Source organism: Bradyrhizobium sp. Ken51 (assembly GCF_055807435.1).
In genome coordinates this window covers 97,508-123,730 of sequence record NZ_JBVVPB010000014.1, presented here as the reverse complement: position 1 = coordinate 123,730, position 26,223 = coordinate 97,508, and the positions used below count along the sequence as shown (strand labels likewise).

Below are 26,223 nucleotides of genomic sequence, written 5' to 3'. Positions count from 1 at the left end.
GCCCGGGCATGACGACCGAAATGGCGGCGCAAGCCTGCATCAACATCGTCATTGCGAGCGCAGCGAAGCAATCCAGAATCCCTCCGCGGAAAGATACTGGATTGCTTCGCTGCGCTCGCAATGACGGAGCAGGTCAGCTCGCCTTCCTCTGCCGCGCCGTCGACCGATGCGTCTTCTTCGCGGCGCGCGTTCGCCCCGACGCCCGGCGCGCATGGGACTTCGCCGCGGTCTTCTTCCCGCCGCGGCCCTTCAGGCTCTGCTTCAGCGCATCCATCAGGCTGACGACATTGCTCGGCTTCTCCTCGGGCTCCGGCAGTTCGATCGTCTTGCCGCTGGCCTTGCGCTTCACCAGGGCCTTCAGCGCGTTCTCGTAGTCGTCCTTGAACTTGCTGGGATCGAAATGGGAAGCCTTGGTCTGGAGGATGTGGCCCGCGAGCTCGACCATGTCCTTGGCGATCTTCGGGCTCTTGATATCGTCGAAGAACTGGTCTTCGTCGCGCAGTTCGTAGGGGAAGCGCAGCGTGGTGCCGAGCAGACCTTTGCCGAGCGGCTCGATCGCGATGATGTGCTCGCGATTGGTGAGCACGATCTTGGCGAGCGCGACGCGATCCTGGTCCTTCATGGCGTCGCGGATCACGGCAAAGGCATCGACTGCGGCCTTGCCGTCGGGCGCGATGTAGTAGGGATGGTTGAGATAGCGCTGGTCGATCTCGTCGCTCGGCACAAAACTCTCGATGTCGATGGTGTGGTTGCTCTCGATCTGGACCGCTTCGAGCTCCTCCGGCTCGATCTCGACGTATTTACCCTTGCGCAGCTCGTAGCCGCGTCCCTTCTGGTCGCTTTCGACGACGTCGCCGGTCTCGGCGTCGATCATCTGCTGCTTCAATCGGTTGCCGGTCTCGCGGTTGATCATGTGAAACCGCGTCTTCTCGGCCGCGGTGGTCGCCGGATAAAGCACAACGGGGCAACTGACCAGCGAGAGCTTCAACGTTCCCTTCCAATAGGCGCGCGGTGCCATTCCGTTCTCCAGCGTCTTCGAGTCAGTTTGGAACCCCAACCGTCCCGCGGGGTTTTGGTTCCGGGTGGGGTGCGGGCCGTGATAGGCTTCCACGCCGAAAGAGAATCCGGGACCAGTCGTGCTGCAAAAGCTCTCCAAGTATCGACAGAAACGTGATTTCGAGAAGACGCCGGAGCCGTCGGGAAAGACCGCGGTGGCGCAATCGAAGCAGCGGCGCTTCGTGATCCAGAAACATGACGCCTCGCGGCTGCACTACGATCTGCGGCTCGAGTTCGACGGCGTCTTCAAGTCCTGGGCGGTGACGAAAGGGCCCTCGCTCGATCCGCACGACAAGCGGCTGGCCGTCGAGGTCGAGGACCACCCGCTCGACTATGGCGACTTCGAGGGTACGATTCCGGAGGGCCAATACGGCGGCGGCACGGTCATGCTGTGGGACCGCGGCACCTGGGAATCCGAAGATCCCGAACGCGGTTTCAAGAAGGGCGATTTGAAATTCACCCTGCATGGCGAGAAGCTGCACGGTAGCTGGGTCCTGGTGCGCATGCGCAACGACCGCACCGGCGGCAAGCGGACCAATTGGCTCTTGATCAAGCATCGCGACGAACATGTCCGCGAGGGCGCAGACAACGACATTCTCGAGGAGGACAAGTCGGTCGCCTCCGGCCGTGCGATGGAGCAGATCGCCGGAGGCAAAGGCCGGGCGCCAAAACCGTTCATGCTGGCGAAGGGCACCAAGGCCAAGGCCGACGCGGTCTGGCAGTCCAACCGGGCGGACGAGGCGAAAGAGCGCACGGTCAAGCCGGCACCCCGCGCGGCGTTGAAGACCGGCAAGACGGCAAAGAAGAAAGCCACAACCGCGACGACCGCGAAGAAGGCGGAGATGCCGGATTTCGTCGCGCCGCAGCTCTGCACCTCGGTCGAGCGCCCGCCGGGTGGCGATGGCTGGTGCCACGAGATCAAGTTCGACGGCTACCGCGTGCAGCTGCGGGTCGAGGGCGGCAAGGCGACGTTGAAGACGCGCAAAGGCCTCGACTGGACCGAAAAATTCGCAAGCATCGCGAAGGAAGCGGGCGCGTTGCCGGATTTGATGATCGACGGCGAAATCGTCGCGCTCGACCACAATGGGGCACCGAACTTTTCGTCGCTTCAGGCCGCGCTCTCGGACGGCAAGACCGACGAGCTCATCTTCTTCGCTTTCGACCTCCTGTTCGTCGAACGCCTCGATTTGCGGCGGCTGCCGCTCGGGGAGCGCAAGGACCGCCTCAAGGAGCTCCTGGAGGCACGCAAGAAAAAATCGAGCCAGATTCGCTATGTCGAGCATTTCGAAAGCGGCGGCGACGCCGTGCTGCAATCGGCCTGTAAGCTCGAGCTCGAGGGCGTGGTGTCGAAGAAGCTGGACGCACCTTATCGTTCGGGGCGGACAGAAAGCTGGACCAAGGCCAAATGCCGTGCCGGCCATGAGGTCGTGATCGGCGGCTACAAGACCACCAATGGTAAATTCCGTTCGCTGATGGCCGGCGTGCACCGCGGCGATCATCTCGCCTTCGTCGGGATGGTCGGAACCGGCTTCGGCGCCGACAAGGTCAAGCGCATCATGCCGTCCTTGAAGGCTATGGAGGCCAAGCAAAGCCCCTTTGGCGGCAAGAACGCACCGAAAAAAGCGCGCGAGGTGCACTGGCTGAAGCCGGAGCTTGTGGCGGAGATCGAGTTCGCCGGCTTCACTGCCGACGGCAACATCCGCCAGGCCGCCTTCAAGGGTCTGCGGCAGGACAAGCCGGCGGAGGAGGTCGAGGCCGAGACACCGGTCGATACCGAGCTTGCCGAGCCCTCGACCAAGCGGCGTGCCAAGCCGCGCGCGCAAGCGAAGACCGGCGCACGAACGGCGCAAGGTGGCAGTGCCGAAGTGATGGGTGTCGTCATCTCCAAGCCGGACAAGGAGCTCTGGCCGGACGACGGCAATGGCGATCCCGTCACCAAGCTGGATCTCGCGCGCTATCTCGAAGCCGTCGGCGAGTGGATGATCGTGCACCTGAAGGGCCGGCCATGTTCGCTGATCCGCGCCCCTGACGGCATCAAGGGCGAATGCTTCTTCCAGCGCCACGCCATGCAGGGCACGTCGAACCTCCTGGAGCTCGCGCGGGTCTCCGGCGACCGCAAGCCTTATTTGCAGATCGATCGCATCGAGGGGCTCGCGGCCGTGGCGCAGATCGGCGGCGTCGAGTTGCATCCCTGGAATTGCGCGCCTTACGCCTACGATACTCCGGGCCGGCTGGTGTTCGATCTCGATCCCGCGCCCGACGTCGTCTTCGCCGACGTCGTCGAGGCCGCCAAGGAGATGCGGCAGCGGCTGACCGACATCGGCATGGAGAGCTTCTGCAAGACCACCGGCGGCAAGGGCCTGCACGTCGTGGTACCGCTGCGACATGGCGCGCGCGACCAGGTGAGCTGGAAAGAAGCCAAGGCCTTCGCGCAAGGTGTCTGCCAGTGGATGGCGGACGACAATCCCGAGCGCTATCTGCTCAACATGTCGAAGAAGCTGCGAATGGGAAAGATCTTCCTGGACTATTTGCGCAACGATCGCATGTCGACGGCGGTGGCCCCGCTGTCGCCGCGTGCGCGCGCCGGTGCCACTGTGTCGATGCCGCTCACCTGGGCGCAGGTGAAGACCGATCTCGATCCGAAGCGCTACACGCTGCGTAGCGTGCCCGGCCTGCTGCCGCGGTCGAAGGCGTGGGATGGTTATGACGATGCGGCCGTGTCGATCAAGGCAGCGATCAAGAAGCTGGCGGATAAAAAGAAGTAGGGTGGGTTAGCGAAGCGTACCCACCCCTTCTGTTGACGCGGAAAGAAAGAGGGGGGTTACGCCTTGCGGCTAACCCACCCTACCGAACCCGGCTAGATCCGTCCCAGCAGCAGCAGGATCAGCAGGATCACGATGACGAGCCCGAGACCGCCGCCGCCGTAATAGCCGGTGCCGTAGAACGGGCCGCCGCCGATGCCGCTGAAGCCGCCGAGCAGCGCGATGACCAAAATGATCAGAATAATCGTACCGATAGACATGCGAAATCTCCTCCAGCCCTTCGTTGGAAGGGTCGTTGCAACCTGTCCCGTTGTGCGAGGGCAACTTGCCGCAGGTTTTAAAGTTCCCCCAATGAAACACCGGTTGCACGCTCCACTTGCATGGAACCTTTGTGGCACTGGCGGGCATGATTATGTGAGGTTCAATCACTAACCGGGCAGAGCCATGTCAGCACCGCTTGTCGTCTCCATTCCCCACCGCCTCGGCCGCGAGGAAGCGGTGCGCCGTCTCAAAACAGGGCTCGGCCGCGCTGCCGCCAGCATTCCGGTGATGCAGGTCGAGGAGGAGCGCTGGAACGGCGACAGCATGAACTTCCGCATCCGCGCGCTCGGGCAGATCGCAACGGGGCAGGTCGACGTTGGCGACGATCATGTCAAGGTGCAGGTGGTGCTGCCCTGGCTGCTGCAGCGCTTTGCGGAGATGGCGCAGGCCACGATCCGCAAGCGCGGCCAGCTGCTGTTGGGCAAAGACGCGAAAGGCTAGCGTTCAAGCGCGGCTGCGCTGTCGGACTGGCTTCGCCGCATCCGCGGGGCGCGCCGGGATGACCGAAGCGGGAAAACCGCGAAGCGCCTGCGCGAGCGGCAGATCGTTGCCGGCGAAGCCCGGCACGTTGTAGCCTGTGACGTCGATGGTGGCGTCGAATCCCTCAAACGCCGGCCATTCGCGTCCTGCTTGCGTGAAAGGAGCGAAGTGGCGCCCGACCGCGACGATCGCAGCAGTGCGGCCGTGGCGGCGGGCAAAGGCCACGACATTGTCAGCATGTGCGCCCCGCACCGGAAGCGGCTGGTAGTCGCCTCGCGCGAAAACGTCGGGCAGCTCATTGCGCAGCTTGAGCAGGTGCCGCGTCCAGGCCAGCTTGAGCTGGCCGTCCGGCCAGCTCTTGATCAGATGATTCCAATCCGGATTGTCCAGCGTGCCCAGCGCCGCCTGTCGCGCGGAAAAATCCACCGGGCGGCGGTTGTCGGGATCGACCAGCGACAGGTCCCAGAATTCGGTGCCCTGATAGAAATCGGGCACGCCCGGGAGTGTCGCCTTGAGCGTGAGCTGGCTTAGCGCATTCAGCGCGCCGAGCAGCGCGACGCGGCGTGCCAGGGTTTGCAGCGCCTCCAGGAATTCGCCTGACAGCGCGGGATCGAGGATCTTCGCGATGAAGCTCTTGACGCCGTTCTCATAGGCCTCGTGCGGGTTGAGCCAGCTGGTCTCCTCCTTGCCCTCGCGCGCGGCCTTGAGCGCATAGGCCTGGATACGCTCGACAAAACCGGCATCGGCCGGCACCCGGAGGGACCAGGCGCCGAGCAGGGTCTGGTAGAGCATGTATTCGAACGTGGCCGAAGGAGCGCGCAGATTGCCGTCGAGCGCGAGGTGCGGTGCGTTCAGGACTTTCCAGCGTGACACGGCACTGGTCCATTCGCCGGGAATTTCACTTAAGGCAGCGATCCGCGCGCGGGCGTCCTCGCCGCGTTTGGTGTCGTGCGTGGCGGTCGCCGTCATCCCCTGCGGCCATTCCCTGGCGCGGGTCTGCATGATCTCGTGGAAAGCGGGAATGGTGAGGCCCTTGCTCGCGGGATCGCCGCCGACTTCGTTCAGGGCGAGCAGCCGGTGGAATTGATAGAAGGCGGTGTCCTCCAGCGACTTCGCCATCATCGGCCCGGTGAATTGCTGCACCTTCAGCGCAAACCGACGCACGCGCGGGGCGCTGTGCGGGGGACGGCCGGGCTTGAGCAAATCCATGGTGAGCGCGTCGCGCAGGAAGTCGAAAATGCCTTCGTCCGCGGCGAACCATTGCCGGCGAGCGGCATCGATGGTGTCGTCGATCAGCTTGCGATCGTTCGCCGTTGGCGCGCTTGTCGTCAGGTAGGTCCGGTACACCGGGAAATGCAGCACGTAGAGTTCGAGCGCCTGCCGCAGGCTGTCGGCTGAAAAGTCGCGGGTCGAATAGTGCCCGTTGGCGATGCGCGCAAGCAGGCGCGTCAGAACCGTGAATTCGCTGGTCAGCAACGTCTCCAGCACGCGCCGTTTGGCGTCCTTGACGTAAGGCGCGAGCCGTGGCGACCGGTTGCTGATCTGCCGCCAGGTCTCGTCCAGGGCCTCCAGCCCCTTGGCGTCGACCAGAACGTGAGTGATGGCATTCATCCACTCATAGCCGGTGGTGCCCTGGACGCCGGCGAAATGCGGCAGGCGCTCGTGCTCGCACAGGATTTTCTCGATCACCGTATAGAACGGCTTTGTGGTGCCCTGCGCGTCGCGCACCAGCCGGCGCAGCCGCTGACAATATTGCGCGGGATCGCGCAGGCCGTCGATATGGTCGAGCCGGATGCCTTGCAGTTTGCCATCGGCAATGAGTTGCTTCACCAGCCGGTGCGTGGCGGCGAACGTGCCGGGATCCTCGACGCGCATGCCGGCGAGCCCGTTGACGTCGAAGAAGCGGCGATAGTTGATGTCGCTGGAGGCAAGCCGCCAGTGGCCGAGCTTGTAGTGCTGGCGCTCCAGCAAATGATGCAGCGCCAGCGTCTGCGCGGGGCGGTCCTTGGCGGCGCGATAGGCGCCGAGGCCGCGCGCGATGATATCGGCACTGCCTGCGATCTCCCTAAGCTCCGCCTTGAAGCCGGGCGCTTCCTTGCGGTTGGGACGGCGCAGTCCCGTGTAGCGGGCCGCGAGCGACAGCAGGCGCTTGCCGGCCTCGGTCTCGGCGGCGTCGGCTTCCTTCACGATCATCCGCAGCATCTCGCCATAGCGCTCCGGCGCGATCGGCAATCGATGCTCGAAATACCAGGCGGAAAAACTACCTTCGTCGGGATCGTAGCGCAGCTCGATATCGCCGCTCTCGAGCGCTTCGCCATAGGACGCTCCGAGGATTGGCAGCAGCACGCCGCCGCGGGCGCGGAAAGCCAGTTGATCCCAGTCGATATCGAAGGAAACGGCGTGCGGCGAGGCTTGGCCCCATTCCAGCACGTCCAGCCACCAGGGATTGTCGGCAAAGTGCACGCCGACATGGTTCGGTACGAAATCGATGATGAGGCCGAGCTCGTTCTGCGTCAGCGCCTCGCTCAACCGCGCGAAGGCGGCCTCGCCGCCGAGCTCCGGATTGAATTGGCTGTGATCGACGGTGTCATAGCCGTGGGTCGAGCCCTTGCGGGCCTTCATCACCGGCGAGGTGTAGAGATGCGTGATGCCCAGCGCCTTCAGATAAGGCACCACCGCGGCGGCCTTGTCGAAGTCAAACTCCGCGGTGAGCTGAAGCCGGTAGGTTGCGAGAGGAACGGCTGAAGGCATGTCACCCTCCGAGGCGCCAGACCACCGACCAGGGCGCAAGCCGGTCGCTGGTCGCGCCGCCCCAGATCAGGGTCCCCACGCCGTCGTCGGAATACGCAATGTCCTTGTCGGAGAGATTGGCCACGAGGCGCAGCGTCGTGCCATCTCCCATGTGCCAATGTGCGGTGAGCAGGCCGTTATCGGCCACGGCGCCATCGCCGAACCGCGCGCCTTTCAGTCGTGGCGCGATCTCCTTGTGGCGGAGTGCGAGCAGCTCGCGCACCAGCGCGAGACGTGCACCCTGCTCCGGCGTGTGACCGGTCCAGTCGAGCACGGCCGATTGCAGCGTTGCCGGATCGAGCGGGTCGGGCACCTCGTCGCCGTACGTCTCATAGGCCCAGGCGTATTCGTGCTTGCGCCCCTTGCGCACGGCATCAGCCAGTCCGCCCTGGAAGTCGCAGAAGAACGGGAAGGGCGCGGTGGAGCCCCACTCCTCGCCCTGGAACAGCATCGGTACCATCGGCGCGAGTAGGGTCACCGCGAGTGCGGCTTCGATCTGCTTGGGCGATGCCAGGCTTTCGAGCCGGTCGCCGAGCGGCCGGTTGCCGATCTGGTCGTGATTTTGCAGGAAGTTGACGAAGGTTGCCGGCGGCAGCGCGTCACTCTTCTCGCCGCGCGGCTTCTTGCCCCAGAATTCAGAGATCTCGCCCTGATAGACGAAGCCGGAGGCGAGCGCACGTGCGAGATCGAGCCGCGGCGTTTGATAGTCCGCATAATAGCCGGCCAGCTCGCCCGTCAGCATCACGTGCCAGACGTGGTGGTAGTCGTCGTTCCACTGGCCGCGATATTTACCGTTCGGGGGCTCCTGCGCGGCGTCGAGCAGGCTCGCGCGGTTGTCGCCGTTCTCCAGCACGAGATGGATATGCCGCCCCGTCGCCTTGGCAAGCTCGCCCGCGGCGACGCTGAGGTCTTGCAGCATCGATTGCTCGCCGGGGATCGCCATGATGTGATTGGCGGCATCGAGCCTCAGGCCGTCGAAGCGATAGTCGCTGAGCCACGACAGCGCGTTCTCGACGGCAAAAGCGCGAACCTGCGGCACGCGATAATCGATCGCACTGCCCCATGGCGTGTGCGCGTCGGTGAAGAAGGCCGGCGCGTAACGGCCGAGGTAATTTCCCTCGGGCCCGAAATGATTGTAGACGACGTCGAGGAACACCATCAGCCCGCGCAGATGGGCTTCGTCGATCAGCGTCTTCAAATCATCGGGACGACCATAGGCGCTGTCGGGCGCGTACCACAGCACGCCATCATAACCCCAGCCGCGGCGACCGGCGAAGTCGGCCAGCGGCATCAGCTCGACCGCGGTGATGCCGGTCGCGACGAGATGATCGAGCTTGTCGATCATGGCGCGATAGGTGCCTTCCGCAGTGAAGGTGCCGACATGCGTCTCGATCAGCACCGTCTCTTCCCAGGGACGGCCGCGCCAATCGGATGCGCGCCAGGCGAAGGCGTCATGATCGATCACCTCGCTCGGGCCGAACACGTCGTCGGGCTGGAATGCAGACGCCGGATCGGGCACGTCGATCTCGTCGTCGATCCTGAATTTGTAGTTGCTGCCGACGGGCAGGTCGGCAATGTCGGCGACATACCATCCATCCTGCCGGCGCTGCATCGCGTGTCGTCGGTCGAGCAGGAGATCGACGCGGCGCGCGGCAGGCGCCCACAGCCGGAACGACACGCCGTCCTTCGTCGGCCTCGCCCCGAAGGATGGCCTCATAGCGCCCCCGCGAAAGCGAGCACGGAGCGCGGCGGCGCCTTGCTGTCGCTCCCGGGCAGGAAGTCGACCGTGTTCAGCTTGGCGTCGGTCGTGTTCAGGATTTGCTGCCAGCTCTTGTATTCGGTCAATTTTGGCAATTTGAATGCGATCTCTTCGGGGGCTGCGTTGAGTACGATAAAGATCGCCGCGCTGCCCGGTTCCATCGGCCCCATCACATAGGAGAGAAACCGCCCTTCCGGGAATTTCCAGTCGCTTTCCGTCATTTCGTCACCCGCCGGCGTCAGCCACAGCGCGCCATAGGAGATGCCGTCCTTGGGGCGGCCGTCGAGCCAGCGATGGCTGCGAAGCTGCGAGAATCGGCGGCGGATCTCGGCGAGTTCGGCGACGAAATCGACCATGTCGTCGCCGTCCTTGCCGAGATTGTCCCAGCCGACCCAGCCAACCTCGTTGTCCTGGCAATAGGCGTTGTTGTTGCCCGATTGCGAATTCCCGACCTCGTCACCGGCGAGGATCAGCGGGATGCCCTGCGCCAGCATGAGGCAGGCCAGCACGTTCTTGCGAAGCTGTCGGCGCAAGCTGACGATTTGGGGATCGTCGGTCGGGCCCTCGACACCGCAATTGTTGCTGTGGTTGTCGTTGGAGCCGTCGCGATTGTCCTCGCCATTGGCCTCGTTGTGCTTCTCGTTGTAGCTGAAGAGGTCGGCGAGAGTGAAACCGTCATGCACGGTGATGTGGTTGACGCTGGCGCGCGGCCGCCGTCCATCGTGGTTGAACAGGTCTGAGGACGCCGTCATGCGGCTGGAGATGTCGCCGATCAGGCTGCCTTCGCCGCTCCAATAGCGGCGCATGGCGCTGCGGTAACGGTCGTTCCATTCCGACCATTGCGAGGGAAATGCGCCGACCTGGTAGCCGCCGAGCCCGAGGTCCCAGGGTTCGGCGACGAGCTTGACGCTTGCCAGCACAGGGTCCTGGCGGATCGCGGTCAGGAACGAACTGCCGCGATCATAACCGTTCGGCCCGCGCGCCAGCGTGGTGGCGAGGTCGAAACGGAAGCCGTCGACGTGGCAGACCTCGACCCAGTAGCGCAGGGAATCCATCACCATCTGCAGCACGCGCGGGTGGGTGAGGTTCACCGACGAGCCGCAGCCGGTGAAGTCGTCGTAATAGCGCGGGTTCTCGCGGTTCAGCCAGTAATAGGAGGCGTTGTCGATGCCGCGGTAGCACAGCGTCGGGCCGAGGTGATTGCCCTCGGCGGTGTGGTTGTAGACGACGTCGAGCATCACCTCGATGCCGGCATCGTGCAGGCGTGCGACCGTGGTCCGGAAGGAATCGAGGGCGTTGTCCTGGGCGTAGCGCTGCTCGGGCGCGAAGAAGGACAAAGTGTTGTAGCCCCAGTAATTGGCGAGCTTCTTCTCCACCAGGATGCGGTCATCGACGAAGCTGTGCACCGGCAGAAGCTCCACCGTGGTGACGCCGAGCTTCCTCAGGTGCTCGATCATCGCGGGCGAGGACAGGCCGCCATAGGTGCCGCGCAAATTCGGCGGCACGTCGTCGCGCTTCTGTGTCAGTCCCTTGACGTGAGCCTCGTAGATGATGGTGTCTTCCCAGGGAATGTTGGGCCGGATCTCGCGGCGGCCCCAGTTGAAAGTCTCGTCGACGACGACGGCCTTGGGCATGCCGCGCGCGTTGTCGCGCCGGTCGAACGACAGATCCTCGCGCGGACTTCCGGTGCGATAGGCGAAATGCGCGTCACTCCAGACCAACCGCCCGGAAAGCCGCTTGGCATAGGGGTCGAGCAGCAGCTTGTTGGCGTTGAAGCGGTGGCCCTGCTCGGGCTCGTAGGGGCCATGCACGCGGTAGCCGTAGAGCTGGCCCGGTGAGACGTCGTTGAGATAGCCGTGCCAGACATCTTCGGTGCGCTCCGGCAGCTCGACGCGCTCGAGTTCGCGGCGGCCCTGCATGTCGAACAGGCACAGCTCGACCTTCTGCGCGTTGGCGGAGAACAGCGCGAAATTGGTGCCGCGTCCGTCCCAGCTTGCGCCGAGGCGTGCGGGCGATCCAGCAGTCAGGCGCATCGTTCAGCTTTCCGGAACGAGGAAGATCGCGGCGAGCGGCGGAATGGTGAGCCGTAGCTCGCCATTGACGGCGTGGACTTCGCCGATGTTGCCGACATTGCTGCCGCCGTAATGGGCGGAGTCCGAGTTGAACACTTCCTTCCACTTGCCGCCGAAGGGCGCGCGAACGCGGTAGTTTCGATAGACGTTGGGTGAGAAGTTGACGATCACCATGCACCGGGCCTGCTCGTCAAATCCCTTGCGCAGCCAGGCGAACACGTTGCGGTCGGCGTCGTCGGTGATCAGCCATTCGAAGCCGGCCGGCTCGCAGTCCATCTGGTGCAGGGCGGGCACCGCGCGATAGAGCCGGTTGAGATCGCGGATCAGCGCCTGGATGCCTGAATGGGGCTTGTACTCGAGCAAGTGCCAGTCGAGCGACTGGTCGTGATTCCATTCGCGGCTTTGCGCGATCTCGGCGCCCATGAACAGCAGCTTCTTGCCGGGATGGCCGAACATGAAGCTGTAATAGGCGCGCAAATTCGCGAAACGCTGCCATTCGTCGCCGGGCATGCGCCCCAGGATCGAGCGCTTGCCGTGCACGACCTCGTCATGCGACAGCGGCAGGACGAAGTTTTCCGAAAAGGCGTAGTGCAGGCCGAACAGGATGTCGCCGTGATGATGCTTGCGGTGGATCGGGTCCTTGCTGATGTAGTTCAGCGTGTCGTGCATCCAGCCCATGTTCCACTTGTAGCCGAAGCCGAGCCCGCCGAATTCGACCGGACGCGAGACCTGCGGCCAGGCGGTGGACTCTTCGGCGGCCGTGGTCGCCTGCGGGAAACGCGCGAACAGCTCGGTGTTGAAGCGGCGCAGGAACGCGATCGCCTCGATATTCTCCCGGCCGCCATGCTGGTTCGGAATCCACGCGCCGGGCGGACGGCTGTAGTCGAGGTAGAGCATGGAGGCGACGGCGTCGACGCGCAGTCCGTCGATCGCGTAGCGCTCAAGCCAGAACAGCGCGTTCGACACCAGGAAGTTCGTCACTTCGGTGCGGCCATAATTGTAGATCAGCGTGCCCCAATCGAGGTGACGGCCCTGGAGCGGATTAGCGTGCTCGTACAGCGCTGTGCCGTCGAAACTGCCGAGCCCGTGCGGATCGTCCGGGAAGTGGCCGGGCACCCAGTCGAGCAGCACGCCGACGCCCTCGCGGTGGCAGGCATCGACCAGCGCGGCAAAATCCTCCGGCGTGCCGAAGCGGCTGGTCGGCGCATACAGGCCGGTCGGCTGATAGCCCCACGAGCCATCGAAGGGATGCTCGCTGACGGGGAGGAATTCGAGATGGGTGAAGCCCATGTCACGGGCGTAGGCCGGCAGCTGCTCTGCCAGCTCGCGATAGGTCAGCCATTCATCGCCGTTCTTGCGCCGCCACGAGCCGAGATGCACCTCGTAGATCGACATCGGCGCGGACAGCGCGTTGATGCCGTCGGGCGCCGGTCGCGGCCGCGGCAGATGCGCTTCGTCGAACACGATGGAAGCGGTCTTCGGCCGCACCTCGCTCGCGAAGGCCATCGGATCGGACTTCAGCGGAAGCAGATGGCCATGCGGTCCGATGATTTCGAACTTGTAGTGGTCGCCGGCCTTGGCGTGCGGGATGAACAATTCCCAATAGCCCGCGCCGCGCACCCGCATCGGATGGCGCCGCCCGTCCCAGAAGTTGAAGTCGCCGACCACGGAGACACGCCGGGCGTTAGGCGCCAGCACCACGAAGCCGATGCCATCGATGCCTTCGAGCCGCATCGGATGTGCGCCGAGCTTGTCGTAAAGGCGTTGGTGGGTGCCTTCGCCGAGCAGATAGAGGTCGAAATCGGTCAGGATCGGCGGAAAGCGATAAGTGTCCTCGAATTCGATGACGTTGTCGCCGAACTTCGCGCGGAGCTGATAGTGCTTCGCGCCGTTCGGCAGAGCGCCGATGAACAGGCCGGAATCATGGACGCGATCGAGCTTCGCCACCTCGCCGTGCTCGCCCACCGCTTCGACGTTGGAAGCATCGGGAAGAAACGCGCGCACCACGCTCTTGTCGCCCTCGGGATGCAGCCCGAGATAGTGGAAGGGATCGGAGTGGCGACCCTCGATGATCGCATAGGCCTCGGCAGGGAGTTTAGGCATGGGCTTCGCTCTCGATACTGGACAGAATGCGAAGCAGTCCGGACAGCGGCGCATGGAGCCCCTCAGGCCGGTTGGACAGCTCGTACTCTACTTCCTTAAACGCATGATCAAGCAGGAAAAAGCTTAACAGGCCTGCCGCGGATTGCGGATCTTCCGGCCACAGCCGCCGATCGGTCATGGCGTCGCGGTAGGCGGTGAGGAACGTCGCGGTGGTGCGCTCGCGCCATTCGTCGAGCGCAGCCGTAAGCCGGCCCTGTTCGTCGGAGGCGCCCGTGAGCGCGCGATGGAGCGCCGCGTTAACCGAAAGATCAATCGAGCGGATCAGGCCGGCAACGTCGCGCGCCGCAGGCAGCTTGCGCCGCTTGTCGGCCTGCGGCAAACGCGGATCTCCGTCGAAGTCGATGATGAAGATATCGTCCTTCACGATCAGAGTTTGCCCGAGGCGGAAATCGCCATGATGACGGATGTTCAACCCGCCGATCTCGGAAGGTAATAGCGCATTGAGCCGGCCGGACAGGGACGCGCGCTCCGCGACGAGCTGATTGATCAGCGGTCGATCCGCCTCCCGCAGGCCGTCGGTGCTGGCGGCCAGCCGCTCGAAGACGCGCTCGGCCCGTGCCTTGAGCTCGGATGACCAGCGCTTGATTTGTGCGGAGCCAATCGGCTCCGGCGCGAGATCGCCGGGCTTTGCGGCGGCCAGAGCCACATGCAGCTCGGCGAGCCGCCGGCCGATCTGCGTAATGAAGTGCAGATAGGGCGCTTGCTCCTGGGTCTCGCGGGGCATCTCGCCCGGAGGCAGCACCCGCTGCTCGTCGATATAGCGGTCGAGATAGCCCGCGGTGACGCCCCAGCCGTCGCCCTGGTTCTCGACATAGGCGTGCAGCACGCCGACCGCGCTGCGGCGGTCGTCTTCGACCAGCTCGACGCTGCCGAGCAGTGCCGGCGTATTGGCAAAGCGGGCGATTTCGGTGAGATAGGAGCCGATCTCGATCTCGGGATGGATACCGGCTTCGAGCTGGCGATAGATCTTGGCGACATACTGGTTGTCGACCAGCGCGGTGCTGTTCGACTGTTCGATCGCGCGGATGCGTTCGGGCTCCTTGATGGTGTACTCGGCAAACCGGCTGGTCGCCTTGAACTCCAGCCGCAGATTGTTTTCCTCCACCACCAGGTTCTGCGACAGATTGCGCAGGAACAGGCCAATGAAGATCTGCTCGGTTGCCACATCCAGCAGCGTGCCTTCGCGGGCACCCTGGCGTACGGCGGCGAGCGCCCTGGGATTGAAGCGTTCGCGGTCGAAGCGAACCCATTCGATCTGCATCGGCAGCACGTAGCGCGTGGTGACGTCGCCCTGCGCCGCCTCGAAGAACGCGATCCAGGGCCTGTTGTCGCCGATGTCGCAGAACGGCACCGCCGAGGTCAGCGTCGGTTTGATGTGCTTGGGATTGTGCTCCGGATACCAGCGTGTGCGCGACAGGAAGCCCGGCAGCACCTCATGCTCGAACACGCCGCGCTCGCGCGCCAGCGACACCCAGGTCGAGTTCACCGGCACCACCAGCGTCTCGAATTCCGGCACAGCGCGCGGTGTCACCGGCTCGGACTTGTCGCGCTCGGCGAGCTGGAACCAGTAGAAGCCATAGGGCCCCAGCGTGACCATGTAGGGCAGTTCGCCGATCGCCGGAAAACGCGTGCGGCCGAGCATCTCCTGCGGGATGCGGTCCTTCCAGGGCGACAGATCGAGCTCGGTCGCCTGGGCTGCGCGCGACAGATTGGCGACGCAGAGGATCACCTCGTCGCGGTACTGCCGGACATAGGCCAGCACGGCGCGGTTGTCCGGACGGATGAAGGTCATGGTGCCGCGGCCGAAGGCGAGCGTCGATTTGCGCACCGAGATCAGGCGCTTGGTGGCGCTGAGCAGCGAGGACAGGCTGCGCGACTGCGCCTCCACGTTCACTGATTCATAGCCGTAGACGGGATCCATGATCAGCGGCGCATAGAGGCGGGCAGGGTCGCAGCGCGAGAAGCCGCCATTGCGGTCCGGGCTCCACTGCATCGGCGTGCGCACGCCGTTGCGATCGCCGAGATAGATGTTGTCGCCCATCCCGATCTCATCGCCATAATAGATGATCGGCGTTCCCGGGAAGGACAGCAGCAGCGAGTTCATCAGCTCGATCTTGCGCCGGTCGTTGTCCATCAGCGGCGCAAGGCGCCGGCGGATGCCGACATTGATGCGGGCGCGCGGATCGTTGGCGTAGGTGGTCCACAGATAGTCGCGCTCGACGTCGGTCACCATCTCCAGCGTCAGCTCGTCATGGTTGCGCAGGAACAGCGCCCATTGGCAGCTCGCCGGAATGTCCGGCGTCTGGCGCAGGATGTCGGTGATCGGAAAGCGGTCCTCCTGGGCGATCGCCATGTAAATGCGCGGCATCAGCGGGAAGTGATAGGCCATGTGGCACTCGTCGCCGCGGCCGAAATATTCCTGCACGTCCTCCGGCCATTGATTGGCCTCGGCCAGCAGCAGCTTGCCCTTGGAGTAGGAATCCAGCTCGTGGCGCAGCCGCTTGATGATGGCATGCGTCTCCGGGAGGTTCTCGTTCGAGGTGCCTTCGCGCTCGCAGAGATAGGGAATGGCGTCCAGACGGAAGCCGTCGACGCCGGCGTCGAGCCAGCGCTTCATCACCTGGATCAGGGCGCTGACGACGCGGGGATTGTCGAAATTGAGATCCGGCTGGTGCGAGAAGAAGCGGTGCCAGTAGAACGCGCCGGCCTCGTGGTCCCAGGTCCAGTTCGACTTCTCGGTGTCGGTGAAGATGATGCGCGTGCCCTGGTATTTCTGGTCGGTGTCGCTCCAGACATACCAGTTGCGGGCGCTCGAGCCCGGAGGGCTGCGGCGCGCGCGCTTGAACCAATTGTGCTGGTCCGAGGTGTGGTTGACGACGAGCTCGGTGATGACGCGCAAGCCGCGCTTCTGCGCCTCCTGGATGAAGCGCTTGAAATCCTTCATTGTCCCGAAATCGGGATTGACCGCGCCGTAGTCGGCGATGTCGTAGCCGTCGTCGCGGCCGGGCGAAGGATAGAACGGCAGCAGCCACAGCGCGGTGACGCCGAGCTCCTGGAGATAAGGCAGCTTCTCGGTCAGCCCGGCGAAGTCGCCGATACCGTCCTGATTGCTATCGGCAAACGCCTTGACGTGGAGCTGATAGATAATGGCGTCCTTGTACCAGAGCTCATCCACGATCTCGGCAGCCTCGGCTTTCTTGGTGTCGACGGAAGACAATACGTTCATGGCGTGCGCCCTTACGCCAGGCAGCGGAACAGCAGCGCCGGATCGCGCTCGGGATCGATACGCAACCTGATCCCGCCCCATTCGATGCGGGCCTGTTCGCCGGTGAGGAGGTTTTCGAGTGCCGACACATGGTGTCGCTTCCCGCCGGCGTCAACCGTGACGTCGCCGAGCGGCAACCAGAATTCGCGAACGTCGCGCGAGAGCGCAACCACGGCCACGACGATGTTGGCTGGGTCGGTCGCTTCCTTGACGAAGGCGATCGTCTCGCCGTCTTCGATGCCGAGGAAGCGCAGGTTCGCCGTCTGCTGAAGCGCAGCATTCTCATTGCGGATGCGATTGAGCTCCGTGATGTAGGCCTTGATGTTGCCGGGCTTGTTCCAGTCGCGCTGCTTGATCTGGTATTTCTCCGAGTCGAGATATTCCTCGCGGCCGGGGACCGCGTCGTGCTCCAGCAACTCGAATCCGCTGTAGACGCCGTAACTGCCGGACAAGGTCGCCGCCAGCGCGAGGCGGGATTTGAACGCCCATGTCTCGCCGCCCTGGAGATGATAGGGCAAAAGATCGGGCGTGTTCACGAACAGGTTCGGCCGATAGAAGTCACGTTCGGGATAGCGCGTCAGCTCGCCGAGATATTGCTCCACCTCCCACTTTGCCGTGCGCCAGGGGAAATAGCTGAAGGATTGTGCAAAACCGAGCTTGGCGAGCCCCTTCATCAACTTCGGGCGCGCGAACGTCTTGGAGAACAGGATCACCTCGGGATGCCGGCGGCGGATGTCACGGATCAGCCACTCCCAGAAGGCGAGCGGCGCGGTGTCGTGATTGTCGATGGCGAAGATGGTGACGCCGTGGTCGATCCAGAACAGCATGGCGTCGCGAAACGCGTTCCACAGTCCAGCCCGGTCGACGGACGTGAAATCGGGGATGACGATATCCGAATAGGGCCCGTCAGCCGTCCGCACCGAGCGATCCGGGCGCCATTTGAACCATTCCGGATGTTGCGTCAGCCACGGGTGGTCCGGCGAGCATTGCACGGCGAAGTCGAGCGCGAGCTCGAGGCCGTATTCCAGGCAGGTCGCGACCAGCGCGCGAAAATCCTCGATCGTGCCGAGTTCGGGGTGCAGCGCATCGTGCCCGCCCTCGATGGCGCCGATCGCATAAGGCGAGCCGGGATCGCCGTCGCCCGCCACCGGCATGTTGTTGCGGCCCTTGCGCCGGGTGCGGCCAATGGGGTGGATCGGCGTGAAGTAGAGCACGTCAAAGCCCATCGCGGCGATGTCGGGCACGCGCGCGATGCAGTCGCGGAGCGTGCCATGCTGTCCCGGCACCACGCTCTGGCTGCGCGGCATCATCTGATACCAGGCGCCGAAGCGCGCCTTGTCGCGGTCGACGAACAGCGGGAATAGCGCCGAGCGCGAGAGATCAGGCCGCGACTGGCTCTCGGCCATGGCTTCGCCGAGCTCGGTTGCCAGCAGGGGGGCAACGTCGCCGGTTTGAAGATAGTCCTCGCATTGCCTGACGATGAGAGCGGCGGCGTCCTGCTGCGCGCCATGCGCCTTGGTCAGAAGGCCGGCGCCCTCGATCGCATCGAGCGTGACGTCGGCGCCGGAGCGCTGCTTGCGCGCGACCCCGTGCGACCACGTCGCGAACTCGTCGGTCCAGGCTTCGATCGCATAGACATATTTGCCGGGCTCGACGGGTGTGAACGCGCCGGACCAGCGGTCATTGCCGTGAGGGATCATCGGCTCGCTCTGCCATTCGCGGTCCTGCTCCTGTCGCCAGATCAGCGCTGCGCCGATCACGGCGTCGCCGTCGCGGTAGATGTCGGCCCAGACCTCGACCGGTTCGCGCGCAATCCGCTTCACCGGGAAGCGCCCGCCGTCGATCAGGGGATAGACGTCTTCGATGAGGAAAGTGCTGCCCGCTGCGGCACTCTCGACAGTTTGAATTGTCTTGTTCACGGTGATGCCATTGACAAGAAAGCAGGAGCCCGTTTCCCTTGCCGGGAACCTACGCTTGATACCACTATAGAAAGCCGCTTGTGTGTCATTGGTTCCGTTGGGAACGGCAGGCGCGGCTCGCGAGTTAACCCTGACTAACCTCTTCCGCGACCTCGTTAAAATCGATGCCCCCGGCCAAAAAATGGCCTGCAAGCTGCGTGCCGAATGGATCTTTTAGCTCAAGCCCGGATCAAGGGCGTTCAATCCGAATTCGTCGATGCCCTCGGAAAGCTGCGGGTCACCGATCCCGTGGCCCTCAAATCCATCCTCGACGCCCTGCCGGAGAAGCGGGTTTACCGCTTCGTCGGCGGGCCCGTGGTGGTGCGCGCCTTGGGACATCCGCGCACCGAATTGGTGACGATCGGTACGCCGCCGCTCAAATGGAAGATCAGCGGCAACGGCAATTTGATCGCGCAAGGCGAGACGCGCGAGCCCGTGATTGCCTGGCCCGCCGGCCTGCCGCTCGGCTATCACCGCCTGACGCTGACCGATGCCGAAGGCGTGACCGAAGAAGTGCCGATGATCGTGGCGCCGGAGCGGGCCTTTGGCGGCGATTTCGACCGCGGCTGGCTGCTTGCCGTGCAGCTCTACAGCGTCCGCTCGGACCGCAATTGGGGCATCGGCGATTTCACCGACCTCGCAGGTCTCGTCCGGCTCGCCAAGCAGTTGGGGGCCGACGGCGTCGGGCTCAATCCCCTACATGTGTTGTTCGACGACCATCCGGCGGACTGCAGCCCCTATTCGCCGAACAGCCGGCTGTTTCTCAATCCGCTCTATATCGACGTCGAGGCGATCCCGGAATTTTCTCCCGACCTCGTCCCCGACGCGGCCGCGACCGCCGCGCGGCTCCGTAAAGGCGATCGTGTGCCGTATCCGGACATGGCGGCCTTGAAATGGTTGGCCTTGCGTGCCGCCTTCGACAGCTTCGTGAAAACCGCGAGCGGCGTCCGCCGCAACCAGTTCGACGCCTTCCGCGCGGCTCGCGCCCCGCTGTTGTCCCGTTTTGCCTGCTTCGAGGTGCTCCGTCATCGCTTCGCGGCGCCGTGGTGGGAATGGCCGATGGAATGGCAGCAGCCGGACGAGGCGAAATGCGCCGAGCTGCGCAGCGGGCCCGACAAGCACGAGGCCGAGTTCGTCGAATTCGTGCAATGGACGGCCGATAGCCAGTTGCATGCGGCCAAGGAGCTGGCCGGCCAGCTCGGCATGCGGGTCGGGCTTTATCTCGACGTTGCCGTCGGCGTGCAGTCGAACGGCTTCGATGCCTGGAACGAGCAGGGGGCGATCTCCCGTCATCTCGCCGTCGGCGCGCCGCCGGACGTGCTCAACACCGTCGGCCAGGATTGGGGCCTCGCCGGCTTCAATGCCGGCGGCCTGGAGGCGCAATCCTTCGTGCCGTTCGCCGATATGCTCGCGGCTTCGATGCGCCATTCCGGGGCGATCCGTCTCGATCACGTGCTGGGCCTGAAGCGGCTTTATCTGGTGCCGCGCGGCTTCAAGCCCGACAACGGCGCCTATGTGCAGATGCCGTTCGAGGCGCTGCTGGCGACCGTGGCGCGCGAGAGCGCGGCCCATAAGTGCATCGTGATCGGCGAGGACCTCGGCACGGTGCCGGAAGGATTTCGCGAGACCATGCAGGATTTCGGCATCTGGTCCTACCTTGTCATGATGTTCGAGCGCGACGATGCCGGTCACTTCCGGCCCGTCGATCACTACCGGCCCAACGCGCTGGTGACGCTGAACACCCATGATTTGTCGACCTATGCCGGCTGGCGCTCCTTCAGCGATCTCAAGATGAAGCGCTCGCTCGGGCTCGATCCCGGCGAGAACGATCAGGCCCGCTGGGATGCGCTCGGCCTGCTCGACGAGATCCTGCGTGCCAACGGCATCCGTGCCAATGATGTCTATTCGGTGCTCGCCTTCCTGTCGCGCACGCCCTCGCGGCTGCTTGCGGTGTCGCTGGAGGATCTGCTCGGCGTGATCGACCAGCCGAACATTCCCGGCACGATCGACGAGCATCCGAACTGGCGCCAGCGCCTGCCAGTGACGCTCGACAAGATCGCCTCGAAGGTCGATCTCGCGGCCTTGAAGGCCGCCACACGCGAACGCTCGTTGCCCGGCGGGCGTTGATCGCCGGGTCGTCCAGGACGCCGTTTTCGAGGCTCGCACGACATTGTCTCAGAAAATCGAGGACTATGCGCTGATCGGCGACTGCGAGACCGCGGCGCTGGTCGGCCGCAACGGCTCGATCGACTGGCTGTGCTGGCCGGCCTTCGATTCCGACGCCTGCTTTGCCGCGCTCCTCGGCACGCACAAGAACGGCCGCTGGCTGATCGCGCCGGGCGAGGACCTGACCGCGACGTCCCGCCGCTATCTCGGCGACACCCTCATCCTCGAAACGCGCTTTGAGACTGACAGCGGCACGGTTGCGCTGATCGACTTCATGCCGCCGCGCGGCAAGGCCTCCGACATCGTGCGGCTGGTCCGCGGCGTCAGCGGCACGGTGAAGATGCGGATGGAGCTCGTCATCCGCTTCGGCTTCGGCGTCGACATCCCGTGGGTGCGGCGGATCGACCATTCCCTGCTGGCGGTCGCCGGCCAGGACATGACCGTGCTGCGGACGCCGGCGAAGACCCGCGGTGAGGATCTGACCACGGTTTCCGATTTCGAGGTCAAGGCCGGCGAGACCGTACCGTTCGTGCTGACCTACGGCCCCTCGCATCTCGAGCCGCCCCCGCCGATCGACCCGGAGCTCGCGCTCCAGGAGACGGAAAAATTCTGGCAGGACTGGTGCAGCCACTGTAATCGCGATGGCGACTATCGCGACCTGATCGTGCGCTCGCTGATCACACTCAAGGCGCTGACCTTCGGTCCGACCGGCGGCATCGTCGCGGCGCCGACCACCTCGTTGCCGGAGAAGCTCGGCGGCGCCAGGAATTGGGACTACCGCTTCTGCTGGCTGCGCGATGCCACCTTCACGCTGCTGGCGCTGATGAACTCGGGTTACACCGAGGAAGCCTCGGCCTGGCACAATTGGCTGTTGCGCGCGGCGGCAGGCTCGCCGTCGAACATGCAGATCATGTACGGCATCTGGGGCCAGCGGCGGCTGCTGGAATGGGAGGCGACCTGGCTCGACGGCTACGAGGGCGCGCAGCCGGTGCGCGTCGGCAATGCCGCGCATGCGCAGCTCCAGCTCGACGTCTACGGCGAACTGATCGACGCCTTCCACCAGTCGCGGATGGCCAAGCTCAAGCTCGACGACGAGAGCTGGGCGCTGGAATGCGCCGTGCTCAAGCATCTCGCCGAAGTCTGGGACCAGCCCGATCATGGCATCTGGGAGCGGCGCGGACAGCCGAAGCACTATGTCTTCTCCAAGGTGATGGCCTGGGTCGCCTTCGACCGCGGCATCAAGAGCGCCGAGACCTTCGGCTTCAAGGCGCCGCTGCTGCACTGGCGCACCTTGCGCGACGCCATTCATCGCGACGTCTGCAACCAGGGCTTCGACGCGGAGGAGAATGCCTTCGTGGAGTCCTACGGCTCGAAGCTGCTCGATGCCAGCGTGCTGCTGCTGCCGTCCGTCGGCTTCCTGGAAGCGTCGGATCCGCGCATTCGCGGCACCATCGCGGCGATGGAAAAGCACATGATGCCTGACGGCTTCGTGCTGCGGCACGATCCGCGCGAAATGTCCGAGGAGAAGCAGCCGATCGAGGGCGCCTTCCTCGCCTGCAGCCTGTGGCTGGCCGATGCCCATGTGCTGTCGGGCGATCTCGACAAGGCGCAGATCCTGTTCGACCGCATGGTCGGTATCGCGAACGATGTCGGGCTGCTGGCCGAGGAATATGATTCAGGCGCCAGGCGTCAGACCGGAAATTTCCCGCAGGCGCTGACCCATATCGCGCTGGTCAACACCGCGCATAATCTGTCGGCGGCAAGGCAGGGCAGCCAGAAGCCTGCAATGCAGCGGTCGAAGTAGTGACCTAGGCGACTCCGTTCCGCTTCAAGATCATCTCCATCGCCTCGGCAAAACCGTCCTGCTCGTTGGACGCGGTGACGTGGGTCGCCTGGTCCTTGACGTTGTCGGCCGCATTGCCCATCGCGATCGAGGTGCCGCTGACGCGGAACATTGCGAGGTCGTTCTGCATGTCGCCGATGGTGGCGACTGCGTCCGTTGAAATGCCGAGGCGCTTGGCCATGGCTTGCACGAATGTGCCCTTGTCGAAGCCGGGCGGGGTGATGTCGAGATAATAGGTTTGCGAACGCACGGCGGTCGCCTCGCTGCCGAGCGCCTGCTGCATCGCCTTCTCGCAAGCTTCGAGGCCAGCTGCATCGGCGCTGGCGCCGACGATCTTGCAGGCGCTCGCAAGGTAGGGCGAGAAGTCCGTCACGATGGTGGGATCGGAGCGGATCGTGTGCTGCTCGTGAGCGACGTATTGGCCATCAGGCTTGTCGATCAGCCATTGGTCCGTGGTGAACAGCCAGATGTCGGCGCCGAAGTCCCGGAGAATTTGCAAGCTTCGCTCGGCCGCGCCGGCCGGGATGAGATGCTGTTCGACCGGATTCATCTCGGGGTCGACGATCGAGGAGCCGTTGAACGGGCCGACCGGCAGCCAGAGCGCCAGCGGCTCGATCAGGAAGCGCATGCCGATCGCGGGGCGGCTCGACGTAATCGTGAAGCCGATGCCGGCCTGGTGCAAACGCTGCACCGCGGACCTCGCGCGGTCGGTCAGCGTCTTGTCCTTGGTCAGCAGCGTACCGTCGACGTCCGAGACGACGAGTGAGATTTTTGTCATGGCGGTCCCTTGGGTGTTTGGCCTCAGCGTTTCGCGCCGCCCAGTTTCAACTGCCGCACCGCGCCGTCCACGATCGCTTCCACGGATTCGTCGATCGAGACGGTGATCACGTGCTCGCCAGCCTCCGGCGGCTCCAGCGTGTTGAACTGGCTCGTCAGCAGGCCGGGCGGCATGAAGTGCCCCTTGCGTTGCGCGAGGCGGGCGGCGATCAGCTCCTTCGTGCCCCTCAGGAACACGAAGCGGACGTCGTCGCGTCCGCGCAGGAGCACGTCCCGATAAGTATGCTTCAGCGCCGAGCAGGCGATGATCACGTGCTCGCCCTTGTCGCAGACCCGCGCGATCTCGTCGGCAATGGCATTGAGCCAGGGCCAGCGGTCCTCGTCGGTGAGGGGATGGCCGGCCCGCATCTTCTCGACATTGCTGGCGGGATGAAAGCTGTCGCCGTCCTCGAAGCGCCAGCCGAGGCGCTCGCCGAGCGCTTTTGCAACCGTACTCTTGCCCGAGCCCGACACGCCCATCACGATCAATGCACAAGGTGCTTCAACGCCCGCCACGAATTCCCTCCGGAAGCGCGGCTTGGTCGACCAGCCAGACGGTCTCGCCATTCGAGCGCGCGCGTACAGCCGGCAGAGTCTCGCCATTGAGCAGGCGCGTCAAGATCGGCTGCTTGTCGTGCCCCGCTATCTCGAACAGCATTTCGCGGCAGGACGCCAGCGCGGGCAGGGTGAGCGAGACCCGCGGCACGAAGGGGGCAACATTGGTCTTGGGCACGCCGACCACCCAGCGTTCCGTCTCCCCGATCGCGGGGTAGCCTGGGAAGAGCGAAGCCGTGTGGCCGTCCGGGCCCGCGCCCATCAAAACCATGTCGAACAGCGGCCGTGCCGGATCCAGGCGTGCAGTGCCGTAGAAAGACTGCAGCTCGCGCGCATAGGCCTCGGCGCTCTGATCAGGGTCGTTGGCCGCGGTCGGGATCGGGTGAACATGGCCGGAGGGCGCGTTGCGATCGAGGAAGGTCGCGCGCGCCACCGCCATGTTGTTGAGGGGATCGCTTTCGGGCACGAAGCGCTCATCACCGATGAACCAGTGCACGCGCTCCCACGGGATCTTTTCGCGCCAGGCGTCGCTGCCGAGCAGCTGATAGAGCCTCTTTGGGCTGGAGCCGCCGGTCAGGCAGATCGCGATCCGCCCGGAATTGGCCGCGATTCGCGCCATCACCCGTTCGGCCGCGGCCCGCGCGAGAGCCTCGGCGTCGGCCTCGACGATCAGCTTCGGCTGTTCGGCCGCCGTCACGAAAACTTACGCCAGCTTCGGCCGTCGCGGCGGAGCAATTCATCGGCGCAGGCGGGGCCGTCGCTGCCGGCTTGATAGGTCTCGATGCCGTTGCTGCCCGCCTTCTTCCAGGCGTCCAGGAATGGCTGCACCGCCTGCCATCCGGCTTCGATGCCGTCGGCGCGCTGGAACAGGATGTTGTCGCCGATCATGCAGTCGTAGATCAGCGTCTCATAGCCGGTCGAGGGATCGGCCCGGAAATAGTCGCCGTAGCGGAACTTCATCTCGACGCCGTCGATGGTGACGCTCGGCCCCGGGACCTTGGCGTTGAACTGGAGCTCGATGGTCTCGGTCGGTGCGATGCCGATGGTGAGGAAGTTCTGCGAGAGGCGATCGACAGCCGTGCCTGAGAACATCGACAGCGGCGCCTGCTTGAACTTGATCGCGACCTCGGTGCGCTTGTGGCCGAGTGCCTTGCCGGTACGCAAATAGAACGGTACGCCGGCCCAGCGCCAATTGTCGATCATCAGCTTCAGCGCGACATAGGTCTCGGTGGTGCTGCCGGGCTTGACGTCCTCGGTCTTGCGATAGTCCGGGATCTCGTCGTCGCCGATGCGCCCCGAGAGATATTGTGCGCGCACCGAGCTCTTCAGCGCCTCCTCTTCGCTCGGACGCTGAATCGAGGTCAGAATTTCGGCCTTCTCGGAGCGCACGGAATGGGCGTCGAAACGCGCCGGCGGCTCCATCGCGACCAGCGACATTAGCTGGAACAGATGGTTCGGCACCATGTCGCGCAGCGCTCCGGTGGCGTCGTAAAAGCCGCCGCGATGGCCGACGCCGAGCTTCTCCTCCACCGTGATCTGGATGTGGTCGATATGGTTGCGATTCCAGATCGGCTCGAACATGCCGTTGGCGAAGCGCAGCACCAGGATGTTCTGCACCGTCTCCTTGCCGAGATAGTGATCGATCCGGTAGATCTGGTGCTCGTCCATGATCTTCAGCAGTTCGCCGTTCAGCGCTTGCGCGGAGGCGAGGTCGGTGCCGAACGGCTTTTCGATCACCAGCCGCCGCCACGCGCCGTTCTCCTTCATCATGCCGGTGCGGCCGAGCTCACGCGCGGTCGGCGCGAACGCAGCCGGCGGGGTCGCGAGGTAGAACAGCCGGTTGCCGCCGGTACCTTCCGAACATTCCAGCTGATCGAGATGCGCGCGCAGGCGGTCGAACGACGGCGGGTCCTTGGCGTCGGCCTCGACGAAGGTGACGCATTGCAGGAGCTGCCGGGCGACGACGTCGTCTACGGGGCGGGTCGCGAACTCGCGCAGGCCTTTCATCAGGCTGTCGCGCAATTCGTCATCCGACTGGCCCTTGCGGGCCACGCCGACGACGCAGAATTTCTCCGGCAGCATTTTCTCGGCCGCCAGATTGTAGAGCGAGGGCATCACCAGCCGATGGGTGAGATCTCCGGTCACGCCAAAGATGACGAAGGCGCAATTTTCCGGCTTGCGCTTTGGCTGCGGGTCTTTTGTCACGAACTATTGGCC

Annotated in this window: 16 protein-coding genes; 4 read left to right on the top strand and 12 right to left on the bottom strand. The window is 64.5% G+C overall.

Annotation, left to right across the window (positions count from 1 at the left end; translation table 11 throughout):
* Positions 1–133 precede the first annotated feature (133 nt).
* Positions 134–1,018: a non-homologous end joining protein Ku gene (ku, locus tag AC0L27_RS23340; protein WP_354205056.1), complete on the bottom strand. Its 885-nt coding sequence runs from the start codon at positions 1,016–1,018 to the stop codon at positions 134–136.
* A gap of 118 nt (positions 1,019–1,136) precedes the next feature.
* On the opposite strand from ku, the gene ligD reads away from it, so the two are divergent.
* Positions 1,137–3,821 carry a DNA ligase D gene (gene ligD / locus AC0L27_RS23335; RefSeq protein ID WP_354060248.1) on the top strand — a complete coding sequence of 895 codons (2,685 nt, stop codon included), beginning with the start codon at positions 1,137–1,139 and terminating at the stop codon, positions 3,819–3,821.
* A gap of 92 nt (positions 3,822–3,913) precedes the next feature.
* Here ligD and AC0L27_RS23330 read toward each other — a convergent pair whose 3' ends face one another.
* Positions 3,914–4,078: a DUF3309 family protein gene (locus AC0L27_RS23330; protein ID WP_007595743.1), complete on the bottom strand. Its 165-nt coding sequence runs from the start codon at positions 4,076–4,078 to the stop codon at positions 3,914–3,916.
* 184 nt (positions 4,079–4,262) lie between these two features.
* On the opposite strand from AC0L27_RS23330, the gene AC0L27_RS23325 reads away from it, so the two are divergent.
* Positions 4,263–4,580, top strand: a complete 318-nt coding sequence (locus AC0L27_RS23325) for a polyhydroxyalkanoic acid system family protein (protein WP_354205059.1) — start codon at positions 4,263–4,265, stop codon at positions 4,578–4,580.
* Between the two features lie 3 nt (positions 4,581–4,583).
* Here AC0L27_RS23325 and treY read toward each other — a convergent pair whose 3' ends face one another.
* The 6 genes from treY to AC0L27_RS23295 are packed head-to-tail and all read right to left on the bottom strand — an operon-like array spanning position 4,584 to position 18,587.
* On the bottom strand, positions 4,584–7,370 hold the full coding sequence (gene treY, locus AC0L27_RS23320; protein WP_473320497.1) for a malto-oligosyltrehalose synthase: 2,787 nt from the start codon (positions 7,368–7,370) through the stop codon (positions 4,584–4,586).
* 1 nt (position 7,371) lies between these two features.
* On the bottom strand, positions 7,372–9,126 hold the full coding sequence (gene treZ / locus AC0L27_RS23315) for a malto-oligosyltrehalose trehalohydrolase (RefSeq protein ID WP_354205062.1): 1,755 nt from the start codon (positions 9,124–9,126) through the stop codon (positions 7,372–7,374).
* Positions 9,123–11,201 (bottom strand): glycogen debranching protein GlgX, encoded by a 2,079-nt coding sequence (gene glgX, locus AC0L27_RS23310; RefSeq protein WP_354205064.1) that lies wholly within the window; start codon positions 11,199–11,201, stop codon positions 9,123–9,125. The genes treZ and glgX overlap by 4 nt, the downstream gene beginning before the upstream one ends.
* A gap of 3 nt (positions 11,202–11,204) precedes the next feature.
* A complete protein-coding gene (glgB, locus tag AC0L27_RS23305) occupies positions 11,205–13,343 on the bottom strand; it encodes a 1,4-alpha-glucan branching protein GlgB (RefSeq protein WP_354205066.1) in 2,139 nt (712 codons plus the stop codon).
* Entirely contained in the window at positions 13,336–16,629 is a 3,294-nt protein-coding gene (gene treS / locus AC0L27_RS23300; protein WP_473320495.1) for a maltose alpha-D-glucosyltransferase, read from the bottom strand. The genes glgB and treS overlap by 8 nt, the downstream gene beginning before the upstream one ends.
* Before the next feature lie 11 nt (positions 16,630–16,640).
* The gene (locus AC0L27_RS23295) at positions 16,641–18,587 is read right to left on the bottom strand and encodes a maltotransferase domain-containing protein (RefSeq protein WP_354205070.1); all 1,947 of its coding nucleotides are present in this window, start codon (positions 18,585–18,587) and stop codon (positions 16,641–16,643) included.
* Positions 18,588–18,791: 204 nt separating this feature from the next.
* Here AC0L27_RS23295 and malQ point away from each other — a divergent pair, with 204 nt between their 5' ends.
* A complete protein-coding gene (gene malQ / locus AC0L27_RS23290) occupies positions 18,792–20,753 on the top strand; it encodes a 4-alpha-glucanotransferase (RefSeq protein ID WP_473320493.1) in 1,962 nt (653 codons plus the stop codon).
* A 43-nt stretch (positions 20,754–20,796) separates the two neighbouring features.
* Positions 20,797–22,596 (top strand): glycoside hydrolase family 15 protein, encoded by a 1,800-nt coding sequence (locus AC0L27_RS23285; protein ID WP_354205074.1) that lies wholly within the window; start codon positions 20,797–20,799, stop codon positions 22,594–22,596.
* A gap of 4 nt (positions 22,597–22,600) precedes the next feature.
* On the opposite strand, the gene AC0L27_RS23280 is transcribed toward AC0L27_RS23285, so the two are convergent.
* The 4 genes from AC0L27_RS23280 to zwf are packed head-to-tail and all read right to left on the bottom strand — an operon-like array spanning position 22,601 to position 26,211.
* The gene (locus tag AC0L27_RS23280) at positions 22,601–23,413 is read right to left on the bottom strand and encodes an HAD family hydrolase (protein WP_354256073.1); all 813 of its coding nucleotides are present in this window, start codon (positions 23,411–23,413) and stop codon (positions 22,601–22,603) included.
* A 23-nt stretch (positions 23,414–23,436) separates the two neighbouring features.
* Entirely contained in the window at positions 23,437–23,967 is a 531-nt protein-coding gene (locus AC0L27_RS23275) for a gluconokinase (RefSeq protein WP_106945853.1), read from the bottom strand.
* Positions 23,954–24,703, bottom strand: coding sequence for a 6-phosphogluconolactonase (gene pgl / locus AC0L27_RS23270; RefSeq protein ID WP_473320491.1), 750 nt, complete (start codon positions 24,701–24,703; stop codon positions 23,954–23,956). Before pgl ends, AC0L27_RS23275 begins: the two co-directional genes overlap by 14 nt.
* Positions 24,700–26,211 (bottom strand): glucose-6-phosphate dehydrogenase, encoded by a 1,512-nt coding sequence (gene zwf, locus AC0L27_RS23265; protein WP_354205080.1) that lies wholly within the window; start codon positions 26,209–26,211, stop codon positions 24,700–24,702. The genes pgl and zwf overlap by 4 nt, the downstream gene beginning before the upstream one ends.
* Between the last annotated feature and the right edge of the window lie 12 nt (positions 26,212–26,223).